This window comes from Paenibacillus sp. FSL H7-0943 (assembly GCF_037963265.1).
Classification (GTDB): domain Bacteria; phylum Bacillota; class Bacilli; order Paenibacillales; family Paenibacillaceae; genus Paenibacillus_AQ; species Paenibacillus_AQ odorifer.
This window is the reverse complement of sequence record NZ_CP150148.1, coordinates 2,371,029-2,392,435: the sequence shown is the minus strand read 5'-3', so window position 1 is coordinate 2,392,435 and position 21,407 is coordinate 2,371,029. Positions and strand designations below refer to the sequence as shown.

Below are 21,407 nucleotides of genomic sequence, written 5' to 3'. Positions count from 1 at the left end.
GATCGGTCAATACACCGTAATCCTCTTAATACCCCATATAACTCTCCAAACCGGCTGGATCTATAATGAGCATTTGCTTGTTTCCGATTAGCTCAATAAGACCTGAATCTTCAAACCTTGAGAATTTTCTGCTAATAGTTTCGCGGGTGACCCCAACATAACTGGCCAGCTCTTCACGAGACAACGGAAGGTCAATATGAATATGAGTGCCACGCTGCTTACCATATTTGTCGCTGAGTTCCATGATCATATAAGCAATTCGTATTTCGGGATCTTTGGTCGCCAGGCTTTGCGCCAGATTTTCCGTATGGGCTAGTCTTTTGGTCACACTCTTCAGTAGCCTGAGCGAAATATCCGGATTATCCCTCATCAGCTGCTCCATATCCGTTCGGGTCAGCATGCAAATGTTTGTGTCTTTCAGAGCATAAGCACTGAAGTTACTCAGCTCATCGCTGTTAAAAATGCTCAGTTCTCCGAAAAAGTCTCCATTCGTCAAGATGTGCAAAATTTGTTCCTTGCCCTCAGGAGTTGTTTTGGATAATTTAACATGCCCTCGCTGAATAATGTACAGCGTATCTGACGGCGCCCCTTCCAGAATTAAAGGTTGACCTTTAGTAAACTTACGATGCTTGATCATAGCGCTGATCCGGGAGAGATCGTCATCGCTTAACGCAGCAAAAATAGGCACCTTGCGGGTACAAGGTTCAGCAGCGTATTGGCAAGAATACTCCTTCATAACTGTCCCCCCTGTTGTTCATTTTTTTGTACAACTCCTACTTTCCTTTAGGATACAGAAGTTTTTTTGTTTTCAACCGGCGCAAAATGACTGGTATCTTCACCGCATACCGGACAGACCCAATCTTCAGGCAAGTCTTCAAATGCAGTGCCTGCAACAACATCCTCATCGGGATCGCCTAATGCCGGATCATAGATATAACCACAGGGTAGACAAATGTATTTTTTCATCTTTATCATCTCCTAAAAAGTTAATAGTTTAGTTCAACCTGGTTTGTACTTCAGCCATAATCTCCTCGATGCTACTCCCGTTAACATCGATCCCCTCAAGGGAGATGCCATACTCAACAGCGGTTTTATACCCCAGAGAAGCAGCTGCACCTTGCCAGGATATCGCACCGATCATTGTGTTATCTTTCACATAGATACGCGTATACGCCCCATTGTCATCTCCGCTTACCGCCGTATCGCAACACTGTTCATCCACGTTGCCTATCGAAAATAAAGAGATACCAAAGGCGGTAAACAAGGTAACCGGAACAGCTCTACGATACGCCGTCAGATTGGCGACCATATTACTGCCGGCAATCCTGCCCTGCTCAATCGCTCCGCCCCACAGTCCTTCCACATGCCCGTTAATTTCAGCCACATCTCCGGCTGCATACACATGCGGATCATTTGTTTGCATTTGTTCATTTACGATAATGCCCTGCCGGACTTGAATATTCGAGCCACTTACCAGTTTCGTATTCGGTACAATACCAATAGAGTAGACTACATGGTCACAGGAAAAATGAGATTGGTCGTGCAGCGTAATTCCGGTAACATACTCAGTTCCTGTTATAGACGCTACATCAGCTCGAAGAATAACCTTCACACCTGCTTGTTCAAGGTTCTCTTTAAGGAGCTGTGAGGATTTCTCATCAAGCTGTCTGCCCATCAACCGGTGAAAAGCTTCGATCACCGTTACCTGATATCCAGCTTCATGCAGCGCCCAAGCGGTTTCGATTCCCTGCACTCCCCCACCGATTACGGCTACATGGCTGCCATCCTGCAGGTTTTCTTTCAATCTGTCCGCGTCGTTCATATCCCGGAGGGTATGAACATTGTTCAGGGCGAAGCCCTCAAGGGAGAGTGCACGATTCTTCGCTCCCATACACAATAAAAGCTTATGATAAGAAACACTCTGCCCATCTTCTGTCACAACTATTTGCCGGTCCGGGTGGACAGAACGGATTCGGGTCGAGGTTTTTACGGAGATACGGTTATCGCGGTACCATTTTTCCTTTTTAATCAGCACCTTCTCACTGTGTAGGTCAGTAAACAGCCCTTTGGTCAGCTTAATCCGGTTATAGGGCAGTTGACTTTCCTCCCCGAGGATCGAAATTTCCGATTCTGCGTCTTGATCACGGATGGCTTTGGCGGCATGGACGGCGGCTACTCCTCCGCCAACAATAACGTAATGTTTTGTCATCCTATGTTCCTCCTCCCTAAAATGAACTCAGCAGCAAATCCGAAACAAATTCAGCCGCATTTTTAATTTTTTGAACTTTCTCTGGCTCTTTCGGGGAAAATCTGATTCGTACAGGGAACTCTACATGTGTCATCCCCGTGGTTTTAATAACCTCAGATGTGCTTTGCACCGTCATGTTTGTTCCATTCAGATAATCCTGAATGACTTCAATGGCTTCACCACTCCAGCCGTAGGAGCCAAAGGCTGCAGCAAGTTTACCTTCCAGATTCATATTGTGCAATTCTTTCAGAATGTTCTCCAGGTTCCCAATCATGTCCGCGTATTTAGTGGAGCTGCCAATAAAGACCGCGTCCGCTGACGTTATGCTGTTCAGAATATCAGTGGCACTACTTTTATCTGCATCCCAGACCTCTGTCTCTATATTATTTTCCTGCAAGCAATCCTGTATGATTTTGGCCATCTTCTTGGTACTGTTTTTGATGGTGGTATATACGATGGTTGCCTTTTTTCCTTGCGTCGTTTCACGGCTCAATGTGGCGTACATCCCGATATATTTACGTATGTCCTTCCGGATCACAAATCCATGGGAAGGAGCGATCATCCGGATCTCAAGATCCTTAACAGCCTCTAACAGGGTTCTTACATATCTTCTGTGAGGATGAATAATTGCTGCGTAATAGCCCTCGAAATCTTCCGTAATATCAAACCCGGCTTCATCGCTGAATAGATTCTCCACCGCAACATGCGTGCTGAAAATATCACAAGGAAATAAGATTTGATCTTCGATACAATAGGTGATCATCGTTTCTGCGGTATGGAGATACGGTGTTTCTTTAAACAGCAGCGTTTTCCCGCCAATATCCAGCTTATCTCCGTCTTTAACCACCAGGAAGTTCCGGCTATGAAGCTTGTACATTTCCTGCAATTCGGGAACAGCAATCTCGGTGCATACGATCGTGGCATTTGCAGCCTTGGCAGCGAGAGCTGCCAGTCCACCAGAGTGATCAGGCTCTGTATGATTAATTACAATGTAATGGATATCTAGAAGATCAATTATTTCACCCAGACACTCGGCATATTCACGTCCGAATTCCATATCTACGGTATCAATGACAGTTGGCTTACCTGTTTTTAATAAATAAGAATTATAGGTAGTTCCTTTTGCCAGAATCAGGCGGTGAAATGGAACCTGGCGGTTATCGATTTTGCCTATCCAGTAAGTATCCTCGGCGATTTTTTTGAATTGTGTACTCATTTCTTTAACCTCCAATGTTTGATTGATAATGTTTATCAACAACCTTATTTTATTATGGCTGCCAAACAAAAAAGAGGATTTGAATCAAATTATAAAAGTTTGATAAAAATGAATACCTTAAATTTAGACGATCTAAATAAAGTGATTATGCGTTGAGTCACATTTTAAATAAAAAGCCACACAAATGTTTGCACTTCGCCTTAAAGAAAGAATAACCCATAACAACTTTATGCCATATCCTAATGAAAATAATAAAAAGGTGGATATCCATGACTGAAATACAAATAGCTGCTGTGGGAGATCTAATGGTCAAACGTTATATTATTTCGGATGCTAAACAGCCTGACGGAACCTATTCGTTCAGCCCCCTGTTTGCAAAAGTAGCTCCTTATCTGAAACAGGCTGATTTGACGATTGGCAATCTCGAAACCACCTTTGCTGGAAGTGGCCCCGAATGCCGGAAAAGTCCCCGATCAGGCGGTCCGATATTCAAATGTCCAGACGAACTGGCCCCTGCACTTAAGGAAGCCGGATTCGACGTATTAGTAACGGCCAACAATCATTGCATGGATTATGGTGCCCCGGGTCTGGTTCGGACGTTACGAGTTCTGGACCGTAATGGAATCGACCACACGGGAACAGCTAAATCATTAGAAGAATCCAAGAGAACGCTTATTAAAAACGTCAAAGGAATTACGATTGGCATCCTCTCCTACACAGCAGGAACCAACCGAATTCCTGTACCAGTGAGTAAGCCATGGCTGGTTAACCGGATATCTACGCCCAAGATCATTCGGGAGATTCGAGATTTAAAAAAGAAAGTCGATCTAGTCTTGCTTTATCTGCATTTCGGAAGCGAATATCGTTACACTCCAAACAAGAGGCAAAAAGAGCTGGTCAATCTCTTCTTTAAAAATGGCGCCGACATCATACTGGGGTCTCACCCACATGTTCTTCAACCGTTAGCGCTTCGTGGAAAAAAACAATTCGTTATTTACTCATTGGGGAATTTTGTTTCGACTAAACTAATGAATATTCCTTACACACAAAGCGGTATCATTCTTACGCTTAAAATAAAGAAGGATGAAAAAGGACACACGAGTATAACTAACGTAGGTTACATCCCGACTTGTGTAGATCGAAGAATAAAAAGCGGCAGGAAAATTACAGAGATCATCCCCATCCGCGACGCATTAAAGAGAAGCGACACCGACATAAAAACAGAACGGCGAAATCTCATGAATCGAATGTTGAAACATACGACAACAATCTTAAAGAGGGAATAGAGTCGTTACAGAAAAATAACGTTCCGCGGAATTTACCGCGGAACGTTATAGATTTAGACCTCAAAACTGTGTTTGGGTTTAGCGTAAACGATCAGGCATCATTAATTTAAGGAATTCTAGAATACCATTCTCTACTACAAGTTCTTCTCTATCTTGATCAGCAAGTACTCTTCTGATGAGATCTTCTTTACCCTCCAGTACTTTACTTGTCCAATGAGGATCAATGATAAGAGACCGTCCTACTGCTACTAATTCAGCATTTGTCAACGTGTCCTCTGCGTCCTGTTTGGTACGGATATCTCCTACCCCAATTAAAGGTATACGGCCATTGATTTTCTCATGCACATATTGCAGGATTGATTTTTCTTTAAAATCTTCTGATGCAGATACTTTCTTGAAGTCCCCTAATGAAATATGCAGATAATCCAGCTTTTTATCAGCTAATTTATCAATGAGATAAAAGGTATCGGTGATTTTAATTCCAGGCTCTTCATATTCTTCTGGAGAAAAACGATACCCGACAATAAAATCCTTAACCTTTGAATTGTCAACGACAGCAATAACTGCATCCACTAATTGGTTAATGAAATTAAATCTTTTCTCTAAGCTTCCTCCCCATTGATCTTCACGACGGTTGGAGTGTGGAGAGAAGAATTGTTGGATTAAATATGTGTTTGCTCCATGAATTTCTACCCCGTCAAATCCAGCTTGAATAGCACGTTGAGTCGCTTTTTTAAAATCCTCAATTACACCGAAAATTTCATCTTCTGTTAATGCTCTTGGAATTTCTGCATTCGGGCGTTCGGCAGCAATGGCGCTGGAGGAGACGGGTTGTACGCCACGCAATATTTTTGAATCTGTCATTCTTCCTGCATGGAATAGCTGTAAAATAGCCTTTGTTCCATTTCGTTTAATAGTAGATGCTAATCGGCTGAGGCTAGGAATAAATTCATCGGAGGAAACACTAAGTTCACCTTCCCATCCTTTTCCACCCTCTTGTACATTTGCTGCCGCAGTGATGACCGCACCTACTTCGCCCGTTCTTAGCGAATAGTATTTCAATTCATCTTGTGTTACTACACCGTCATAAAAGCTCATTCGAGTGGTCATTGGAGCCATAACCACTCGGTTTTTTAATGTCAGCCCTCTGCGAAAAGTTAATGCTGTGTCTAGTGCTATCATCTTTTTCCCAACTTTCATTAAATTATATTTAGATAAATTATTATATACATGCGCATACATATAAATTACAGCAATGATTTATTCTTGTCAACTAATAAAGAACTGCTGTTGGATACAACAAAAAGCGCTGTTCCGCTGAACAGCGCTTTTCGCTCGTTATGAATCGTCCTTATTATTCTAGTTCGGCCGGTTTTACAATGGCTGCACCTTTATTATTTTTGGAATATTTAGCTTCGATTTTCGTGGTGTATGTATCTTTGGCTCCATCACTTACCAGCACATAACTCAGATCGACTGTCAGCTTTTCCGTTTGCCAGGTCTTAGTATTGACGAATAATTTCCACGTTACGCTTTTGGGTTGAACTGTCTCTCCATCCCAAAGGTTCTCCTGGTCATAGAGTTTGATTATCCCCTTAGCTGCTGTCGGATCGGTTACCGTGAATTGTAAGACTGTTTGTGCGCCAGCAGTGCTGACTTTCATGGATTTTTTATAACTTTTGACCGAATCAAGCATGGAAACAGGATCGTATTGGCCTTTAGAGTAAAAGGCATCCCATTCCGTTTTCTCCAGTCCAAGCCAATATTGTGCATCAGGATCGATTGGCTCCCCGTCATCGTCGTAACCTTCATCTTCAGATTCATCGATCAGTTCACTTCCGTCTACAAGATAGTAAAACTCCTTGTCATTGGCATATAGACTGTACGATGTTTCTAAAAGACTACTAGCGACAGTGCCTGCTGCGGCAAAATTCGGCAGACGGTTGATATCCAGCTTCAGAGTGTTGGTGTTGCTGATACGCACCCCGCCGCTTTGAATATCCTGTTTTTTGGTCACATCCAGATGGAAATTCTTTATTGCTTTGGAGGCTGCCGTTACTTTGCTGATCATCTGATCCGCGGTTACTACTGTTGAGGTAGCTGCTGACACTACTCCTGGATTAGACATCCATCCGATCGTTCCGGACAGCAATAAAGCACCTACTGCCAAACTAGTACCTATTGTTTTGAAAAAACTGTTCATGTACTTCCCCTTTCGGCCCCTTGCGATAATGTAACGCCGTATAGGTCGAAATAATAAAAGAGCTCAAAATAGACTACATATTCTTAGAGCTATCCTTTATGCTTCATAAGACATCCCTATGGCGGCCTGGCGATCATTTCCTTCTGTCGAAAGGTTTTAGACCCATGGCTTTGTGTCATCATCTTTCGATGATTTTACCTTTAACGCGGACATTCAATTAGTTTTAATAGATTACGGACGCATGTCCCACCGCTAATTTTATCATGGTTATAATTACCTGTAAACGACTTATCTTCCATTCGAATTCGCTATGATACTCAGAAGAAATACTACAATCAAAATGAAAAATGAACGATTACATACGCTTATAAGTCTTATTAATGAGAACAGCAAAGACAGGGGGTGCAGCAAAATGAGTGACCGGGAAATTTTCGAGCTCTATAAAGAACAAGTATATTATTTTTGTTACTACTTAATGAAAAATCAGGCAGATGCGGAGGATATTTCCCAAGAGGTATTTGTAAAAGTTATCTTAGCGGATAAGTCGAAGGTAAGAAACTTGAAAGCTTGGATTTTACGAATTGCTTCGAATGAGTGCAACAGTGTGATCAAAAGGCGTAAGACGGGGTGGATGAAAGAAGTACGTAATTATTTACTATCCAGGTCTGAGGAATCAAACCCTGTAGAAAAACGTTTGGATCGACAGGAAACTAAAAAAGAATTACAAGGGTTATACAGTCAGCTTCCCGACAAAATCAGAATGGTAGTAGTCCTTCGTTTTATAAACGAATTGACTGTACCCGAGATCTCTAAAGTTATGAGCATACCCGAAGGAACTGTAAAATCCAGACTGAACAAGGGACTTAAAATACTAAATAGAATGGGTGGAACCCAACTAAAGGAGCTGAATAGTAATGAGTCTGTATATTGAAAAAGATAAACATATTCCCCGACCGGATTATGATTTGATGTGGACTGCCATAGAACAAGAAGCTTATAAACGTCAAAGAAATCTGCATGCCTCCCAGAATACTCCTAGGTCTAATAAAAAGGTTATTCCTATCAGTATTGTCTTCTCTTGCCTCTTACTTGTAGCCATTCCTGTATTCGCTAGTATGACGATTAATTGGGATAAAATTGGTGGTCGAAGTGTGAGCAATGCATTAAATAACGGCATCGGTCAACAGTATAATCTTCAAACTTCCAGTTCAGGAGTAACAATGAATTTGAACGGTGTTGTAACTGATGGAGAAAAAATGAAAATGCTGTTATCACTTGATACTAAATCTGATCTATCCAAATATACTGGATTTGCTACAGAGGAAAACATCATGACTAATGAATCCGGTGCCAAGGCAAAGGTATACGGTTATTTAGAATACGATCCTGAAAGCCAGAAACTCATTGGAGTATATGAGACACCTGATACATTAAAGGATGATAAAAAGGACTACAGGTTTGAAGCACGGAATCTCATTTTTTACCGTGATCAGAATATTCCCTTACAATCTAATCATCAAGCAGGGGATACTATCGATACTGGAGTTAAGCAATATCCAAGCATTCAAATCGAATCCGTTCGACATGTTTCCAATCAAACCATTATCCGTTACAAAGTCGCTGCATCACCATCTGACTTAGGACGGGGTAATCCACATTTGGTAGTTAGTACTGGTGGTCAAAAGAATGAAGCAATTCCAACCATCATGCCTAACGAAGGATCGGATTTATTTATTGAACAGGTTTTCAATATAACTGAATCAGATTGGAAGGAAGCTAGTCTTCATTTTAGTTACATTGAAGAAGCGAAACGATTTTCAGGTACGTGGAAGTTCGATTTTAAAGCAGATGGACAAAAAGCAAGTGAGGCGATTTACACTAAGAAACTGTATAACAGTCCTGAATTTCAAGAAAAGACCGGCATAACCTTAGATCAGCTAGTGGTTACCCCTTTGGATATCCAAATTCTAATAGATGAAAATGATTCGCTTAAAAAAGGAATTGTCCACTATAATACCGCTCAGTTGGTTATAGGTGATCAAACAATCACTGGGGGTTGGAATTTGAAAGGAGATCATTCCGAAAGCTACCAGCATTTATTTCAATTCGAATCTCCGGAATGGTATAACGACTGGTCCGATGTTCCAATGAAACTTATATTAAAGGATGCTGTCATTGAGAAACGTGATACTACTAAGAATTGGATCACTATAAACAAACCTAAAGAAGAAAAGCAGTTCACTTCACTTGATGTCGATGGGTTAAAAATTGAATTCACTTACTATACTGAGGGCGAAAATTTGATTGTCGAATCAACATCCAAATCTTCTGGCTTCAAAAGCGTTAACCAAACTACGTTACGGATTAATGGCAAAGAAGTGGTGCCTGAAATTACACCTAAGGGCATGATATCTACAGGAACTAATATTGATAGCTACAAAGATATCCCTTTCGACGAAAAAATCGAACTGAACCCTGGTATCTATAAATATAGCGATCCTAGCCGGAACGAGGAAATTAAACTTTAATACAGGAAGTTAATCTATGTCCCGCCCTTTCTAGTTAATCCTAAGGGCGGGTTATTTATGGATAAAATCATTTCTGTTTATGTATCTCTTTTATTTCCTTCACCACAAAAAAAGCATAGAACGGACTCAAGTCCGCTTTATGCTTTCCATTATTAAGATAAACAATATTTAACCAGCGCATCTCGCACACCATGCTCGTTGTTAGACCCCGTGACAGCATTCGCTGCCGCTTTGACCTCAACCGGAGAATTATCCATCGCAACGCCCATACCCGCGTATGTAAGCATAGAAATATCATTAAAATAATTACCGATCGAAAGAACTTCCTCTTGCGGAATTCCCAGCTTCACAGCCAGATTCTTTAAGGCGTTGCCCTTGGAGGCTTCCGGATGCATCAAATCAACGAAAAATTCACCACTGCGCAAAATATTGTACTCATGGGTCCAAGTGCGCCATTCACGTTCAGCTTCGTCAAGGATTTCTGATTGTGTAAATACAGTAAACTTAACAACCGGTTCACGGAAATCTTCCCATGCTGGCAGTGTAGCCGGCACGATACGGAAGTGTTCATACATATAATTGGCTTCTTTGGTCAGGTTTTCTACATTATCTACATACATATCAAAAGCCGTATTCACATCATAATGAATATCATGCTTTCTACAATAATCAATATAAGGGTCAAGACCACGAGCATCCATACCGTATTGATGCAGCACTTCCCGATCTTTCACACGAACCGTTGCAGCTCCGTTATGACCCAGCACATAACCAGACAACCCCATTTCCTCCATAAAAGGAATCGAGTTCTGCGGACTGCGGCCGGTACATAACACGATTTGTCCTCCAAGACGTGTAACCTCAGCAATGGCTTCTTTATTCTCAGTGCTCAAGTGGTGATCATCATTCAACAGTGTACCATCTACATCTAGTGCAATCAGTTTGTATCTCATACTCCCACCATCCTTGTCTTTCTTTTTCTATATATATTGAACCTGGCTATTTGAGTTAAGTTTCAGTCGCAACTGCGGTGAATATTTGGACTTCCAGCCGCTGTTGTTTCCAGATTTCTTGATTTATACCGTTTACTAGTGGTTGAAATCCGGAAACAAAGGCGGCCGCTATCGCTCTTACAGTTCCAAATTTCCCCTCCGCCACTCCATTCCCTTATCCCAAGTTTCCAAATTCAATTTACATACCATTTTTTCTCTATATTATTGTTCTAATGCTTCTGTACTTAAGAGTGCCAGTTCCTCTAGCGTAAGTTCACGACTAGCTCCCAGTGGCAGGCTTTCGTCCAGCTTCAATTCTCCCATAGATACTCGTTTCAGAAAAGTGACTTTTTTGCCGACAGCTTGGAACATTCGCTTCACCTGGTGAAACTTTCCTTCTGTGATGATCAGCGAAATATGTGAGATTACTTTACTGCCGCGTTCTCTTCCCAATATAGTTAGCTGTGCAGGTAAAGTAACATATCCATCTTCCAGCTCGACACCTGCCGCAAAAGCCGCTACATCGTCTGCATCTACGTCTCCCTCAACTGTAGCTTCATACGTCTTAGGGACATGCTTGCGTGGCGATAGTAGCTCGTGAGCAAGCTTTCCATCATTGGTGAGCAGAAGCAGCCCTACTGTGTCCTTATCTAACCTTCCTACAGGAAAAGGTTCAAACTGTACATATTCCTGCTTTAAAAGATCCAGAACGGTCCGATCCCGCTTGTCCTCTGTTGCCGACAGAACTCCCGGTGGCTTATTCATCATAAGATAAATAAATTCACGATAGGTAACAAGCTCGCCGCCAACCACAATTTTATCGTGATAAGGGTCTACATGAAATCCACTATCCTTGACGACTGCACCATTCACGGTAATTAAACCTTGCTTGGCTTGTTTACGAATATCGCTGCGTGATCCTACCCCCATATGGGACAATACTTTATCTAAACGCTGCTTTTTTGCAGTTTTCCCTGATAGGCTCATTCTTACATCCACCTCCAGCCTGCGGGATATTCATTCTTGAGCACACCGTCCTGCCACTTCCCCCAGCCTGCACTATAACCATCTATGCAGACCAGTACGTATCCTTTTTGGGTAGTTCCTATTTTAATAGAGAGACGTTCTTGACTAATCAACAATGTCTCTCCTTTAAGATAGGAAATAGCTTCATTACTCGTACTGGAAAGTGAGACACTTCGGCAGCTCTCTTCAGGGTGTAACGCGGTAGCCATTGGATGTCCTGGGATAAATCTGCCGTTACGGACATGTCCTACATACCATCCTGGACGAATCGCCTTTAATCCATTTAATCTTTCCTTAGGTAGTGGGGAGATGTACAGATGATCACCGAAGAAAATCGGATACCCTTTTGGCTCCCAGCCAAGCTGGTCTTTTATAAAATCTCCATATGCAGCCAAGGCTTGCTCTTCTCCTGAACCTTGACGGCCACGTTCAGCGCCAGCAGCAGATTTATTAGAGAACTTACCTTCTTTCCCTCGTCTGGCTTCTGGTTTGTTTGCGGATTTAATATGAGCAGTGCCTTTTTTATTCGTATTCCGTGTAACTGCACTCAACTTAACTTCGGCTTGATCACGTTCCTCTGCAGATACCTTTGGCCCCACATGTTGCAGCACAGCCATGAAATGTCCTTCACCTTTTACTTTATGCGGCCATAGTCTTGCTGTCCCTGATAGTTCTCCAAAACCAGGAGCAAATGAGCCAGTGCCTCCAACTGTAATCACCGAAAACTGTGGATGTTCAGAAATAAACTCCGCTATAATTTCTTCATTTTCTTCTGTAGCAAATGTACAGGTTGAATAGACAAGTGTGCCTCCCGGTGCCAACGCTATTGCAGCAGAACGTAAAATATCCCGCTGCATGGCAGCATATTTGGCAGGTGTACCTGAATCCCACTGCTTCACCATGTCTTCATCTTTACGGAACATCCCTTCACCTGAGCAAGGAGCATCAATCAAGATTTTGTCAAAATAAAGCGGGAATGCCGCTGCAATATGATCTGGACTTTCGTTTAGTACGATACCGTTGCGCACCCCATATAGCTCTAGATTTTTGGCTAAGGCTTTCGTGCGTTCTGGATGAAGATCATTGGTAACCAACAAGCCTTCTCCTGAGAGCTTGGCAGAAATCTGTGTGGATTTGCCCCCAGGTGCAGCGCATAAATCAAGGACACGATCTCCTGGCTGTACATCAAGCAGTTCCACAGGTGCCATAGCGCTTGGCTCTTGAATGTAATACAATCCCGCGTGATAATGTGGATGTTTACCTGGTCTGGCCCCATCCTCTGTATAGAATCCGGTTGGACACCACGGAATGGGTTCCAGCTCTAAAGTGGAAAGAGCTTGCAATTTCTCCACTGAAATTTTCAAGGTATTAACACGAACGCCTCCGTTAGGGGTCTCCTTGTACGAATCCGCAAATTGATTATAATCCGTTCCCAGCAAGTCCATCATACGCTCGCTGAAAGAACTGGGCAGTTGTGCCGCCATGATGCCGTCCTCCTGATAGTACTGCTAAAATTTAGGTGTTTAAAGATTCAAGGAACACCCTTACGGGTGTCCCTTTGGCAATACTCATTTATAGAGGATCATTATTTACGATGAGAAGAGGTCGGTCTTTGAGGACCTCGTCGTTGAGGATTATTCGGTGTGATCACCTCAGCCGCAGAGTTCACTTCATCCGCTAGACCTTGATCAATGATTTCTATAGTCAGATCATAATAAGAAAATGGCTGCTGCTCACACGACTCCATGCGGCGAACATAATCCTTCACTTCCACCACTAGCTTAGCCAAATTAATGCCGAGTGTCACTGCTGAATATTCTTCCAGCTTGGCAGCAGCCCCGCTTAGCATAATCGTTGCACCACGCATATTATTATTGCGGCAATGGTACAACCCAACAGCTACTTGGAGAAGTGCTTTGTACAATGGGTCGCGTTGCTTGGCAAGCCATAGCTCTTCGAGCACCTCGTGACATTCGAAATAATCCCGGTCACGATTAAAGTACACTAGATACGCCAAGTACAACGGATCATAAGCCATCCGGCAAACTATCCTTTTTAGCTGCGGAGAGAAGTCCCCGTACATGATCCAGAAGCTCCTTCATCGCTTCCATGTCCTGAGCCTGCCATATTTCGTTAAATCGAGCCTGAGTATCTATAGCCTCATTCACCAAATGATAGAAATACAATTGATGAATAGATTTGAGAATTTGAGTCGTCATATTCGAGTTTTCCTCGAAGGTCTTTTGTGCTTCCAGGATTTCATCACGAATACTGGACATTTCGCTGTCCAAGATGGAGGCTGCTTCAGCTGCGGTTTTCAGGCGCACTCGCATTTCATCCGGTAAGCTTTCCCGATATTTATAATTCAGAGAGTGCTCTATGGTTGCCCAGAAATTCATAGCTAGTGTACGAATTTGGATCTCTGCGAGCACTATTTTTTGTCCCAGAGCTGTCTGCACAGGATATTTAATAATCATATGAAAGCTGCGATACCCGCTCTCTTTATAATTGGTGATGTAATCCTTCTCATACAGGACTTCAAGATCCTTACGAGCCCGGATATATTCGGCCACTCTGCGGATATCCTCCACGAACTGGCACATAATCCGGATCCCGGCTATATCTTCAATGCCTGTCTCCAGATCCTCCATCTTCACATTCAGGCGCTTAGCCTTCTCCAAAATGCTTGACAGCCGCTTTACACGACCAGTTACGAATTCAATCGGCGTGTATTCCTCTCTTTTCTTCAACTCCGAACGCATTGTTTTGAATTTAACTTTCAATTCTTCCACAGTCTGTTCATATGGAAGCAAAAAAGTTCCCCAGTCCCTGCCGTCCATCGCCTTCGTCCTCCTGTCCTTTCGACTCCTTCAATCAGTGATGATCAGCACCCACTGCTTCAGAGATATGACTGAATCCGTCCCGCCGTAAGAGCTGCCGTAATCCGGCATGCAGCCTGCGGTTAACCTCCGGTCCTTCGTAGATGAGTGCTGTATAAATTTCGACCAGACTTGCGCCTGCTCTTATCTTGTCATACGCATCCTGACTGGTGAATATGCCCCCTGAACCTATGATCGGCATCTTCCCTTCAGTCTGGCGATAAATCCTACGAATGATTTCCGTTGACCGGTCACGAAGTGGCTTACCGCTTAATCCACCTGTCTCATTAGCCTTTTCATGACTAAGTCCATCCCGGTTCAATGTAGTATTCGTAGCAATAATACCATCCATACCAGCTTCTGTCAGTGATTGAACCATATACTCCAATTCAGAGTCACTTACATCTGGAGCAATCTTAACCAACAAGCTCTTATTCATGCCGGTGGCTTTACGCTGAATCTCCATTTCTTCCTTTACTTGTGCTAGCAGGAACGCTAATTCGCTGCCATGCTGGAGACTGCGCAGCCCCGGTGTATTTGGTGAGCTGATATTGACCACAAAAAAATCACCGTACGGATAAAGCGTACGGATACACTGACGATAATCTTCATGAGCCGCTTCATTACTAGTTATTTTATTCCGTCCAATATTTACTGCTATTGGAACTCTGCGATTTTTTAATTTTTTTAGACGCTCTGCCATAGCGTCAGCCCCTTCGTTATTGAAGCCCATACGATTGATCAGAGCTTCATCAGAGGGAAGACGGAACAAACGCGGGCTATCATTTCCCGGTTGACCCTTAGGGGTAACCGTCCCCACTTCCATAAATCCGAATCCGATCGAAGAGAATCCAGAAACAGCCTCGGCATTCTTATCCAAGCCTGCTGCCAGTCCAACTGGAGTCGGAAAATGTATGCCAAACAGATCAACTGCTAAATCTGCCGTTTCAGGAACGCCATACATTAAACGCAATGCCGCGCTTCCCCCTGGAACTGACGATGATTTATCCAATCCACCTATGACGAGATGGTGAGCCTTCTCAGGGTCCAGCTTAAAGAAAATTGGTTTACCAAAATTACGATACAACACCGTTCTCGCTCCTTAAGGGGTACTTCACTAATCCACGTGTCTACCCGATTCTGTAGGTTTCTTCTTAATTTTAGCCTTTTCTTGAACAAAAGAAAAGCATTTTACCCTGTAAGTGTGCAGAGAGCTTAACCCAAAGTATAGTAATTTTCTTGTAAACGCATTACAATATAGGGGTAATCAGCGATTAAGAGAGAAAGAAGGTATGCTGGATGTCAACTAAACGTAAACCACCAACTTTGCAGCAAAAGAAAGAAGAAGTTAATCGTAAAGCGCTAATGTGGATCGGCGTAAGTTTAACTTTACTAATTCTTCTCATCATCGTTCTGTTTATAGTTGCCGGGAACTAATTCAGCCAGTGGTATACTTTGTGGGGGTTGGTCTGATCATATGGAGCAGCAGGGTTGAAGCGTTTCGCCGGCAGCAGCTGCTTGTCAGGCAGAACCCCTTTACTAATCACCACTTTTGTTCCTTTTGGAATCATAGCGAATAGTTCTTCCACATCTTCTCGACTCATCCGAATACAGCCAAGGGATTCATCCTTGCCGATACTTTCTGGCTCATTGGTGCCATGAATAGCATAATTACTATCTGAAAGTTGTAGTCCGCGGCTTCCGAACTCCCCATTATCATGACCGTTTGGATTGACCACTTTATCTGTAATGATGAAGTTGCCTTCCGGGGTCTTGTCTCCCCCAAGCCCTACCTCATAATTTCGTAGAATAACAGAGCCGCTGACTACTGCCAAGCGGTGTTTTTGTTTATCCACAATCACTCTAAGCGGCTGGTCAAAAAAAGGAACGCCCTTTCCACTACTTCCACTCTCGCTTAACGCCGTCGGTATGCCCATTCCCGCCTCAGCAGTTGAGCTTGGAGGCTCACCCGCAACTTCCGGTGTACCCAGTGCCTTAGCAGTTGCTATTTCCTTAAGAGATTTGAACTCACGTTTCATAACTGGTGTCGTCCCGCCAATCCAATTTTCCGGAAAAGGTCTGGTCAATTCCGCCAGAGAAGCCGGAAGCTTGCCTTTATGATTCTGATAAGACCTCATTGCACTCCATAATGTAGCTAGCTCCTCTTGATCCCCCTGCCACTTAGCTGCATCCACCGCAAGTTCCCCTTGCTCTGGCGGTTCGCATGCACATGCCGCTGGATCATAGGATTGGTATACCAACCGTCCGTTCCCATTCTTCTGCAGTGTGGAATTAAGCGGAAGCTTCTCTTTCCACAGCAGCCACTTCCCTTCCCGCTCCATGCCCAAAATAGCAGCTTGAAACGGTTCCTCGCGCATTAGCATAGTTGCCATCAGCTTCCCTGACGAAGCCGAAGCTCCACTCTCTTGCGCTGTATACATCATTTTTCGTGCCTCTAGAACGGGTTCCTTCTTAACATCTTTTTGGTCAAGCGGATCTTTGACTTCAGAAGCAACCGTGTCTTGGACCATTTCCTGATCTTCCGCAATATCTAGACCCGGAGCCACAGCCGATGGCACCATAACCAGTAATAGAAGCATCAGCCCAAGCATAATGTAGCGGAATCTTTGCTGCCTTCGGTCCCGCTGGCGGCTTGCCTGAAGCAGCCCTTCCTCATATTCCCGTAGCGTTTCCGCAGGCACCTTACTATGCTCGAAAGCTTCATATACTTCTCCAGCCTGATTGAAGCAATAGTTAGCTTTCCCCTGTTGACCGTTCTTATAGTATTCCTTACCCAGCAAGTACCATGCCATCTTATTGTCTGGATGCATCTGTACATATGCTTTGAGGTGCTGAGAATTTTTCATCGGAACCTCCGAAATTTTATAATTCCTTCCTACATTAATATCGGTCAGACATCGCAAAAAAGACATCCCTAGCTGAACAAAAGTTCGCGAGAGATGTCTTTATGTTGTGCTAGAAGTTACAAAATCCCGGCTAATTAGCCCTCTTTGTTAAAAGGCTCATCCGCAATTTTAATAGAGTCGGTTGGGCATCCATCACAAGAATCCTGGAGATCATCAAACAAATCATCCGGAATCGCTGTGATGCCGTGGTTTCCGTCATTTTCATAAATAACTTCTGCCAAACCTTCGTCATCGTAATCAAAAATATCAGGAGCCGTTGCGCCACATGCACCGCAAGCGATACAAGTGTCTTTTTCGACCCAAGTGTACTTAGCCATTTTATCTCTGCCTCCCGTTGAACAATACAGCGCTGTTGTACCAGCGTCTTATATTTTCTCATATTAATATAAAAAGAATACAATTTCAATCGATTTTCAATACGTTTGCATTTCTGACGCATTCTACGGCATCTATTTTGACATGTCATAGAATGTTCTTGTTACTCTTTATCAGACTCGACAGATAGAAGATTATCCTTTTGCAACGAAGTGCCACGTTCTTTATGATTGCGGAGCCTTGCAGAGTGAGAATCGCTTAACATCCCGGCGGTCAACACTGCATTTTCACCGAATTTATTACGTAGCATGTCCATAGTCTTGTTAAGAGACTCTTTCTTAGGCTGACGTTCGTAATCGAACAAATCAAGCTGAATGGCAGAATCCTCTTTAGCAATCAAGCCCTGCAGGGTCACACCCAGCAGCCGCACAGGCTTCTCCCCATTCCAATGACGAACATATAGATCGCAGACGGACTTGTAGATATCCTCCCCGCTCTCCGAAGGAGCCTCTAGCTGACGCGAACGGGTTATGGTCTTCATATCGGGTGTCCGAATGGTCAGCTGCACCCCTGAGGCAACAAGACCTTGCTTACGCAAGCGCCGGGCTACCTGATCACTTAAATTCAACAAAATCGGTCGTACCTCAGCAAGACCTATGACATCCCGCGGCAATGTTGTGGTGTGTCCAATCGACTTACTCTGCTCCCGCTCAGGATTAACGATCCCATGATCAATACCGTTGCCAGCACGCTTTAGCCATGAGCCCATAACTCCGAAATTCTCAACCAGCATATTTTCATCAGCCGCTGCTAATTGACCAATACTGTAAATGCCCAGTTTGCGGAGCTTTTCTGCTGTTTTTCCACCAATGCCGAACATTTCGTTACAAGGCTTGTCCCATAAAATCTTAGGCACATCCCGCAGTCGCAGCACTGAAATACCGTTTGGCTTTTTTAAATCGGAAGCCATCTTCGCAAGCAGCTTATTGGGAGCGATCCCCACTGAGCATGGCAAGCCCAATTCTTCCATTATACGGCGCTGAATCGTCTCCGCTATTTCCATGGGTGTACCGAATTGTCTGGAGCCAGTTATATCAAGGTAACATTCATCGATGGACACTGCTTCCAGTAACGGAGTATAGCTATATGCAATCTGCATAAAAGCATTAGAATATTTGCGGTATAAATGGAAGTCCGGTTTAATAACGATAAGCGATGGACAAATACGAAGCGCCTTCTGAACCTGCATTCCCGTCGAAATCCCCATTCTGCGGGCGACGTAGGAACAAGTCACTATGATCCCTTTCCGCAATTCAACACTACCCGCAACCGCAGTAGCTTTGCCTCTATATTGGTCAGGGTCCTCTGCCTCATGCACAGAGCAGTAAAAAGCATTCATATCAACATGCAGGATAACCCTGCCACTCGTTGGATAATACTGATCAACATTCTGCACAATATCTACCTTCTTATCCTCAGGTTTTCTATTGTCCAACTTAGAATAACTCTCCGCTGCGGTTAGGTCAACTTAAGAGGCTGTAAAGTTCTTTGTTACATTCCCGCGTAAAAATGCTATAATATATAAATTCATTTCCCTATAAGGAGGACTCTCATGTCTAAGTCCATCTCCATCTTCGATACTACATTACGCGACGGCACCCAAGGTGAAGGCATCAGTCTGTCGGCTGACGACAAGCTGAAGATTGCCAAGAAACTCGATGATCTGGGTGTGCACTATATTGAAGGTGGCATCCCGGGAAGCAACAATAAAGACATTGAATTTTTCAAAAGAGTCAAGGAGCTTCATCTGAACGCCAAAATTACAGCGTTCGGCAGCACTCGGCGGAAGAATTCCTTGGCCGAAAACGATGACAATTTAAAACGTATGATTGACGCAGGGGTTCCTGCTGCTACACTCGTCGGAAAATCTTGGGATTTCCATGTACACACTGCATTACAGACTACGCTTGAGGAGAATCTCGCCATGATCGGCGACTCCATATCCTACTTGAAACACCAAGGCCTTGAAGTGATTTTTGATGCCGAGCATTTCTTCGACGGATACAAGAATAATCCTGAATATGCAGCAGCTGTTCTGTCCAAAGCCCGGGAAGCCGGAGCAGATTGGCTTGTAATGTGCGATACCAACGGTGGGACCTTACCTTACGAAATTCATGAGATTGTTACCGCTCTAAATCAACAATTGCCCGGAGCCAATCTCGGAATTCACACTCACAATGACTGTGAGCTAGCGGTTGCCAATGCACTTAGCGCCATCGGAGCTGGAGCACGGCAAGTACAAGGTACCATTAATGGTTACGGTGAACGGTGTGGTAACGCCAACCTATGTTCTATTATTCCTACACTACAGATCAAAATGGGTTATCACTGTATTCCAGGCGATTCATTATCGCAGATTACCAACACTGCCCGCTATATTAGTGAAGTGGCTAATGTTAATCTGCCGGTAAATCAGCCTTATGTCGGAAATGCAGCTTTCGCACACAAAGGTGGAATCCATGTCTCCGCCATCATGCGTGATTCACGGACCTATGAACATATCGCTCCTGAGCTTGTCGGGAACAAGCAGCGTGTGCTGGTCTCCGAACTTGCCGGACAGAGCAATGTACTCTCCAAAGCACAGGACATGGGTTTAAATCTGGATCCAAGCAGCGAGCAGGCTCGCCGGGTGATCGAGAAGATTAAAACGATGGAACATCAAGGTTATCAATTTGAAGGTGCCGATGCCTCACTGGAGCTACTCCTTCGGGAAGCTACCGGCGAGATGAATGAAACCTTTACCTTTGAATCCTTCAAGATGTTAGTTGAGAAAACCGCAGAACATCCAGTAGTATCTGAAGCGTTCGTGAAGCTGAAAGTTGGCAGTGAGAATCTTTATACCGCTGCTGAAGGTAACGGTCCAGTCAACGCACTCGATAACGCGCTTCGTAAAGCATTACAGACCTATTTCCCACAATTAAAGGAAATGCATCTATCCGACTATAAAGTCCGTGTAATAGATGAACAGGATCAGACTGCAGCGAAGGTAAGGGTATTGATTGAATCCAAGAACTTCACAGACACCTGGAGTACGGTTGGTGTCTCCAGTAACGTAATTGAAGCCAGCTGGGAGGCTCTTGTTGACAGTATGCGCTACGCGCTTCTCAATGAGCTCTCATTGGAGAATGAGAAGACGACCAGCAGTGAACCTAGAGGCCTGGTCAATCATTAATTGATCACTTATAGAATTTTGTAAGACAAAAAAGAAGCTTCCCAAAAGTAGAATTCTACTTATAGGGCAGCTTCTTTTTATTAAATAGGCTGTATAACGGACTATTGCTTTAGCCCATAGACTTTGGGTGGTGGGCGGTGAGCAATGGGCAGTGTGCGGTGCGGGATGCGCAGGGGCGAGTGCGGGGTGCGGGTGCGGTAGAGTAATTAGGGAAAAACTCCCTGAAAATAGCCGATATTCGCTATAAATGAACAGAACCAGGGAATTCCTCCCTAAAAATCAGGGTGATTTCATTATTTCCCACCAAAACAGCTAGATTAGAGGGATATTTTCCCTAATTATTCGTTGAATGACCCGAGATCTCGAAATAATAGGGAGAAATTCCCCAATTGTTCTAACTCGGCTTCCTTCGGGGTTCAAACCATTTCTGCTCCACGGTATAGTGAAATTAATGCTTGGGGTCAACTAAAGCAAATCGTGGCTGACCAAAAACGCAGATCAGCGATCCTCCAAAAAGAAGAATCGCTGATCTGTAGACTTTTGCTGTTTGGAGAA

The 21,407-nt window shown here is 43.7% G+C and carries 20 protein-coding genes and 1 riboswitch; of the genes, 5 read left to right on the top strand and 15 right to left on the bottom strand.

The window, feature by feature from the left end:
- Nucleotides 1-25: 25 nt before the first annotated feature.
- The 4 genes from NSQ55_RS10310 to NSQ55_RS10295 are packed head-to-tail and all read right to left on the bottom strand — an operon-like array spanning nucleotide 26 to nucleotide 3,464.
- Complete coding sequence (locus NSQ55_RS10310) at nucleotides 26-736, bottom strand: Crp/Fnr family transcriptional regulator (RefSeq protein ID WP_051491610.1); 711 nt, start codon at nucleotides 734-736, stop codon at nucleotides 26-28.
- Between the two features lie 47 nt (nucleotides 737-783).
- Nucleotides 784-966 (bottom strand): rubredoxin, encoded by a 183-nt coding sequence (rd, locus tag NSQ55_RS10305; protein ID WP_339172993.1) that lies wholly within the window; start codon nucleotides 964-966, stop codon nucleotides 784-786.
- Between the two features lie 28 nt (nucleotides 967-994).
- Complete coding sequence (locus NSQ55_RS10300) at nucleotides 995-2,209, bottom strand: FAD-dependent oxidoreductase (RefSeq protein WP_076186683.1); 1,215 nt, start codon at nucleotides 2,207-2,209, stop codon at nucleotides 995-997.
- Nucleotides 2,210-2,225: 16 nt separating this feature from the next.
- On the bottom strand, nucleotides 2,226-3,464 hold the full coding sequence (locus NSQ55_RS10295; RefSeq protein WP_339172990.1) for an FprA family A-type flavoprotein: 1,239 nt from the start codon (nucleotides 3,462-3,464) through the stop codon (nucleotides 2,226-2,228).
- A gap of 269 nt (nucleotides 3,465-3,733) precedes the next feature.
- Here NSQ55_RS10295 and NSQ55_RS10290 point away from each other — a divergent pair, with 269 nt between their 5' ends.
- Nucleotides 3,734-4,750, top strand: coding sequence for a CapA family protein (locus NSQ55_RS10290; protein WP_076130122.1), 1,017 nt, complete (start codon nucleotides 3,734-3,736; stop codon nucleotides 4,748-4,750).
- A 78-nt stretch (nucleotides 4,751-4,828) separates the two neighbouring features.
- On the opposite strand, the gene NSQ55_RS10285 is transcribed toward NSQ55_RS10290, so the two are convergent.
- Together NSQ55_RS10285 and NSQ55_RS10280 are read right to left on the bottom strand one after the other, a co-directional pair.
- Nucleotides 4,829-5,992: an NADH-dependent flavin oxidoreductase gene (locus NSQ55_RS10285; protein ID WP_339172987.1), complete on the bottom strand. Its 1,164-nt coding sequence runs from the start codon at nucleotides 5,990-5,992 to the stop codon at nucleotides 4,829-4,831.
- A 112-nt stretch (nucleotides 5,993-6,104) separates the two neighbouring features.
- The gene (locus NSQ55_RS10280) at nucleotides 6,105-6,953 is read right to left on the bottom strand and encodes a DUF6612 family protein (RefSeq protein WP_076186691.1); all 849 of its coding nucleotides are present in this window, start codon (nucleotides 6,951-6,953) and stop codon (nucleotides 6,105-6,107) included.
- A 117-nt stretch (nucleotides 6,954-7,070) separates the two neighbouring features.
- Nucleotides 7,071-7,162: riboswitch (cyclic di-GMP riboswitch) on the bottom strand.
- Between the two features lie 203 nt (nucleotides 7,163-7,365).
- On the opposite strand from NSQ55_RS10280, the gene NSQ55_RS10275 reads away from it, so the two are divergent.
- Together NSQ55_RS10275 and NSQ55_RS10270 are read left to right on the top strand one after the other, a co-directional pair.
- Nucleotides 7,366-7,884, top strand: a complete 519-nt coding sequence (locus NSQ55_RS10275; protein ID WP_076301217.1) for an RNA polymerase sigma factor — start codon at nucleotides 7,366-7,368, stop codon at nucleotides 7,882-7,884.
- A complete protein-coding gene (locus NSQ55_RS10270) occupies nucleotides 7,868-9,481 on the top strand; it encodes a DUF4179 domain-containing protein (protein WP_339172984.1) in 1,614 nt (537 codons plus the stop codon). Before NSQ55_RS10275 ends, NSQ55_RS10270 begins: the two co-directional genes overlap by 17 nt.
- A gap of 152 nt (nucleotides 9,482-9,633) precedes the next feature.
- Here the strand turns inward: NSQ55_RS10270 and NSQ55_RS10265 are convergent, their stop codons facing one another.
- The 6 genes from NSQ55_RS10265 to NSQ55_RS10240 form a co-directional block, all read right to left on the bottom strand.
- Nucleotides 9,634-10,434: a Cof-type HAD-IIB family hydrolase gene (locus NSQ55_RS10265; protein ID WP_076186697.1), complete on the bottom strand. Its 801-nt coding sequence runs from the start codon at nucleotides 10,432-10,434 to the stop codon at nucleotides 9,634-9,636.
- Nucleotides 10,435-10,695: 261 nt separating this feature from the next.
- Nucleotides 10,696-11,460, bottom strand: coding sequence for a pseudouridine synthase (locus tag NSQ55_RS10260; RefSeq protein ID WP_076186699.1), 765 nt, complete (start codon nucleotides 11,458-11,460; stop codon nucleotides 10,696-10,698).
- Between the two features lie 2 nt (nucleotides 11,461-11,462).
- Nucleotides 11,463-12,983: an RsmB/NOP family class I SAM-dependent RNA methyltransferase gene (locus NSQ55_RS10255; RefSeq protein WP_339172979.1), complete on the bottom strand. Its 1,521-nt coding sequence runs from the start codon at nucleotides 12,981-12,983 to the stop codon at nucleotides 11,463-11,465.
- A 101-nt stretch (nucleotides 12,984-13,084) separates the two neighbouring features.
- On the bottom strand, nucleotides 13,085-13,537 hold the full coding sequence (locus NSQ55_RS10250) for a DUF309 domain-containing protein (RefSeq protein WP_076130116.1): 453 nt from the start codon (nucleotides 13,535-13,537) through the stop codon (nucleotides 13,085-13,087).
- The gene (locus NSQ55_RS10245; RefSeq protein ID WP_036689325.1) at nucleotides 13,527-14,339 is read right to left on the bottom strand and encodes a GTP pyrophosphokinase family protein; all 813 of its coding nucleotides are present in this window, start codon (nucleotides 14,337-14,339) and stop codon (nucleotides 13,527-13,529) included. Before NSQ55_RS10245 ends, NSQ55_RS10250 begins: the two co-directional genes overlap by 11 nt.
- Before the next feature lie 34 nt (nucleotides 14,340-14,373).
- Nucleotides 14,374-15,468 carry a quinone-dependent dihydroorotate dehydrogenase gene (locus tag NSQ55_RS10240; protein WP_036689322.1) on the bottom strand — a complete coding sequence of 365 codons (1,095 nt, stop codon included), beginning with the start codon at nucleotides 15,466-15,468 and terminating at the stop codon, nucleotides 14,374-14,376.
- Nucleotides 15,469-15,677: 209 nt separating this feature from the next.
- Between NSQ55_RS10240 and NSQ55_RS10235 the strand changes: the two genes are divergently transcribed.
- Complete coding sequence (locus NSQ55_RS10235) at nucleotides 15,678-15,815, top strand: hypothetical protein (RefSeq protein ID WP_167348489.1); 138 nt, start codon at nucleotides 15,678-15,680, stop codon at nucleotides 15,813-15,815.
- Here the strand turns inward: NSQ55_RS10235 and NSQ55_RS10230 are convergent.
- From NSQ55_RS10230 to NSQ55_RS10220, 3 genes are all read right to left on the bottom strand, one after another.
- Nucleotides 15,812-17,245, bottom strand: coding sequence for a L,D-transpeptidase (locus tag NSQ55_RS10230; RefSeq protein ID WP_248549260.1), 1,434 nt, complete (start codon nucleotides 17,243-17,245; stop codon nucleotides 15,812-15,814). The two genes, NSQ55_RS10235 and NSQ55_RS10230, sit on opposite strands and share 4 nt — an antisense overlap.
- A gap of 134 nt (nucleotides 17,246-17,379) precedes the next feature.
- Nucleotides 17,380-17,622: a ferredoxin gene (locus NSQ55_RS10225; RefSeq protein ID WP_036689316.1), complete on the bottom strand. Its 243-nt coding sequence runs from the start codon at nucleotides 17,620-17,622 to the stop codon at nucleotides 17,380-17,382.
- 161 nt (nucleotides 17,623-17,783) lie between these two features.
- A complete protein-coding gene (locus tag NSQ55_RS10220) occupies nucleotides 17,784-19,076 on the bottom strand; it encodes a DNA polymerase IV (protein WP_076130151.1) in 1,293 nt (430 codons plus the stop codon).
- 156 nt (nucleotides 19,077-19,232) lie between these two features.
- On the opposite strand from NSQ55_RS10220, the gene cimA reads away from it, so the two are divergent.
- Nucleotides 19,233-20,852 carry a citramalate synthase gene (gene cimA / locus NSQ55_RS10215; RefSeq protein WP_339172973.1) on the top strand — a complete coding sequence of 540 codons (1,620 nt, stop codon included), beginning with the start codon at nucleotides 19,233-19,235 and terminating at the stop codon, nucleotides 20,850-20,852.
- Nucleotides 20,853-21,407: the final 555 nt, after the last annotated feature.

What these genes read in the sequence shown, in the direction of transcription:
- NSQ55_RS10290 (WP_076130122.1), top strand. Translation starts at nt 3,734, where the DNA reads ATGACTGAAATACAAATAGCTGCTGTGGGAGATCTAATGGTCAAACGT.
- cimA (WP_339172973.1), top strand. Translation starts at nt 19,233, where the DNA reads ATGTCTAAGTCCATCTCCATCTTCGATACTACATTACGCGACGGCACC.
- NSQ55_RS10280 (WP_076186691.1), bottom strand. Translation starts at nt 6,953, where the DNA reads ATGAACAGTTTTTTCAAAACAATAGGTACTAGTTTGGCAGTAGGTGCT.
- NSQ55_RS10270 (WP_339172984.1), top strand. Translation starts at nt 7,868, where the DNA reads ATGAGTCTGTATATTGAAAAAGATAAACATATTCCCCGACCGGATTAT.
- NSQ55_RS10265 (WP_076186697.1), bottom strand. Translation starts at nt 10,434, where the DNA reads ATGAGATACAAACTGATTGCACTAGATGTAGATGGTACACTGTTGAAT.
- NSQ55_RS10225 (WP_036689316.1), bottom strand. Translation starts at nt 17,622, where the DNA reads ATGGCTAAGTACACTTGGGTCGAAAAAGACACTTGTATCGCTTGCGGT.
- rd (WP_339172993.1), bottom strand. Translation starts at nt 966, where the DNA reads ATGAAAAAATACATTTGTCTACCCTGTGGTTATATCTATGATCCGGCA.
- NSQ55_RS10255 (WP_339172979.1), bottom strand. Translation starts at nt 12,983, where the DNA reads ATGGCGGCACAACTGCCCAGTTCTTTCAGCGAGCGTATGATGGACTTG.
- NSQ55_RS10310 (WP_051491610.1), bottom strand. Translation starts at nt 736, where the DNA reads ATGAAGGAGTATTCTTGCCAATACGCTGCTGAACCTTGTACCCGCAAG.
- NSQ55_RS10295 (WP_339172990.1), bottom strand. Translation starts at nt 3,464, where the DNA reads ATGAGTACACAATTCAAAAAAATCGCCGAGGATACTTACTGGATAGGC.
- NSQ55_RS10245 (WP_036689325.1), bottom strand. Translation starts at nt 14,339, where the DNA reads ATGGACGGCAGGGACTGGGGAACTTTTTTGCTTCCATATGAACAGACT.
- NSQ55_RS10285 (WP_339172987.1), bottom strand. Translation starts at nt 5,992, where the DNA reads ATGTATGCGCATGTATATAATAATTTATCTAAATATAATTTAATGAAA.
- NSQ55_RS10250 (WP_076130116.1), bottom strand. Translation starts at nt 13,537, where the DNA reads ATGGCTTATGATCCGTTGTACTTGGCGTATCTAGTGTACTTTAATCGT.
- NSQ55_RS10300 (WP_076186683.1), bottom strand. Translation starts at nt 2,209, where the DNA reads ATGACAAAACATTACGTTATTGTTGGCGGAGGAGTAGCCGCCGTCCAT.
- NSQ55_RS10275 (WP_076301217.1), top strand. Translation starts at nt 7,366, where the DNA reads ATGAGTGACCGGGAAATTTTCGAGCTCTATAAAGAACAAGTATATTAT.
- NSQ55_RS10230 (WP_248549260.1), bottom strand. Translation starts at nt 17,245, where the DNA reads ATGAAAAATTCTCAGCACCTCAAAGCATATGTACAGATGCATCCAGAC.
- NSQ55_RS10260 (WP_076186699.1), bottom strand. Translation starts at nt 11,460, where the DNA reads ATGAGCCTATCAGGGAAAACTGCAAAAAAGCAGCGTTTAGATAAAGTA.
- NSQ55_RS10235 (WP_167348489.1), top strand. Translation starts at nt 15,678, where the DNA reads ATGTCAACTAAACGTAAACCACCAACTTTGCAGCAAAAGAAAGAAGAA.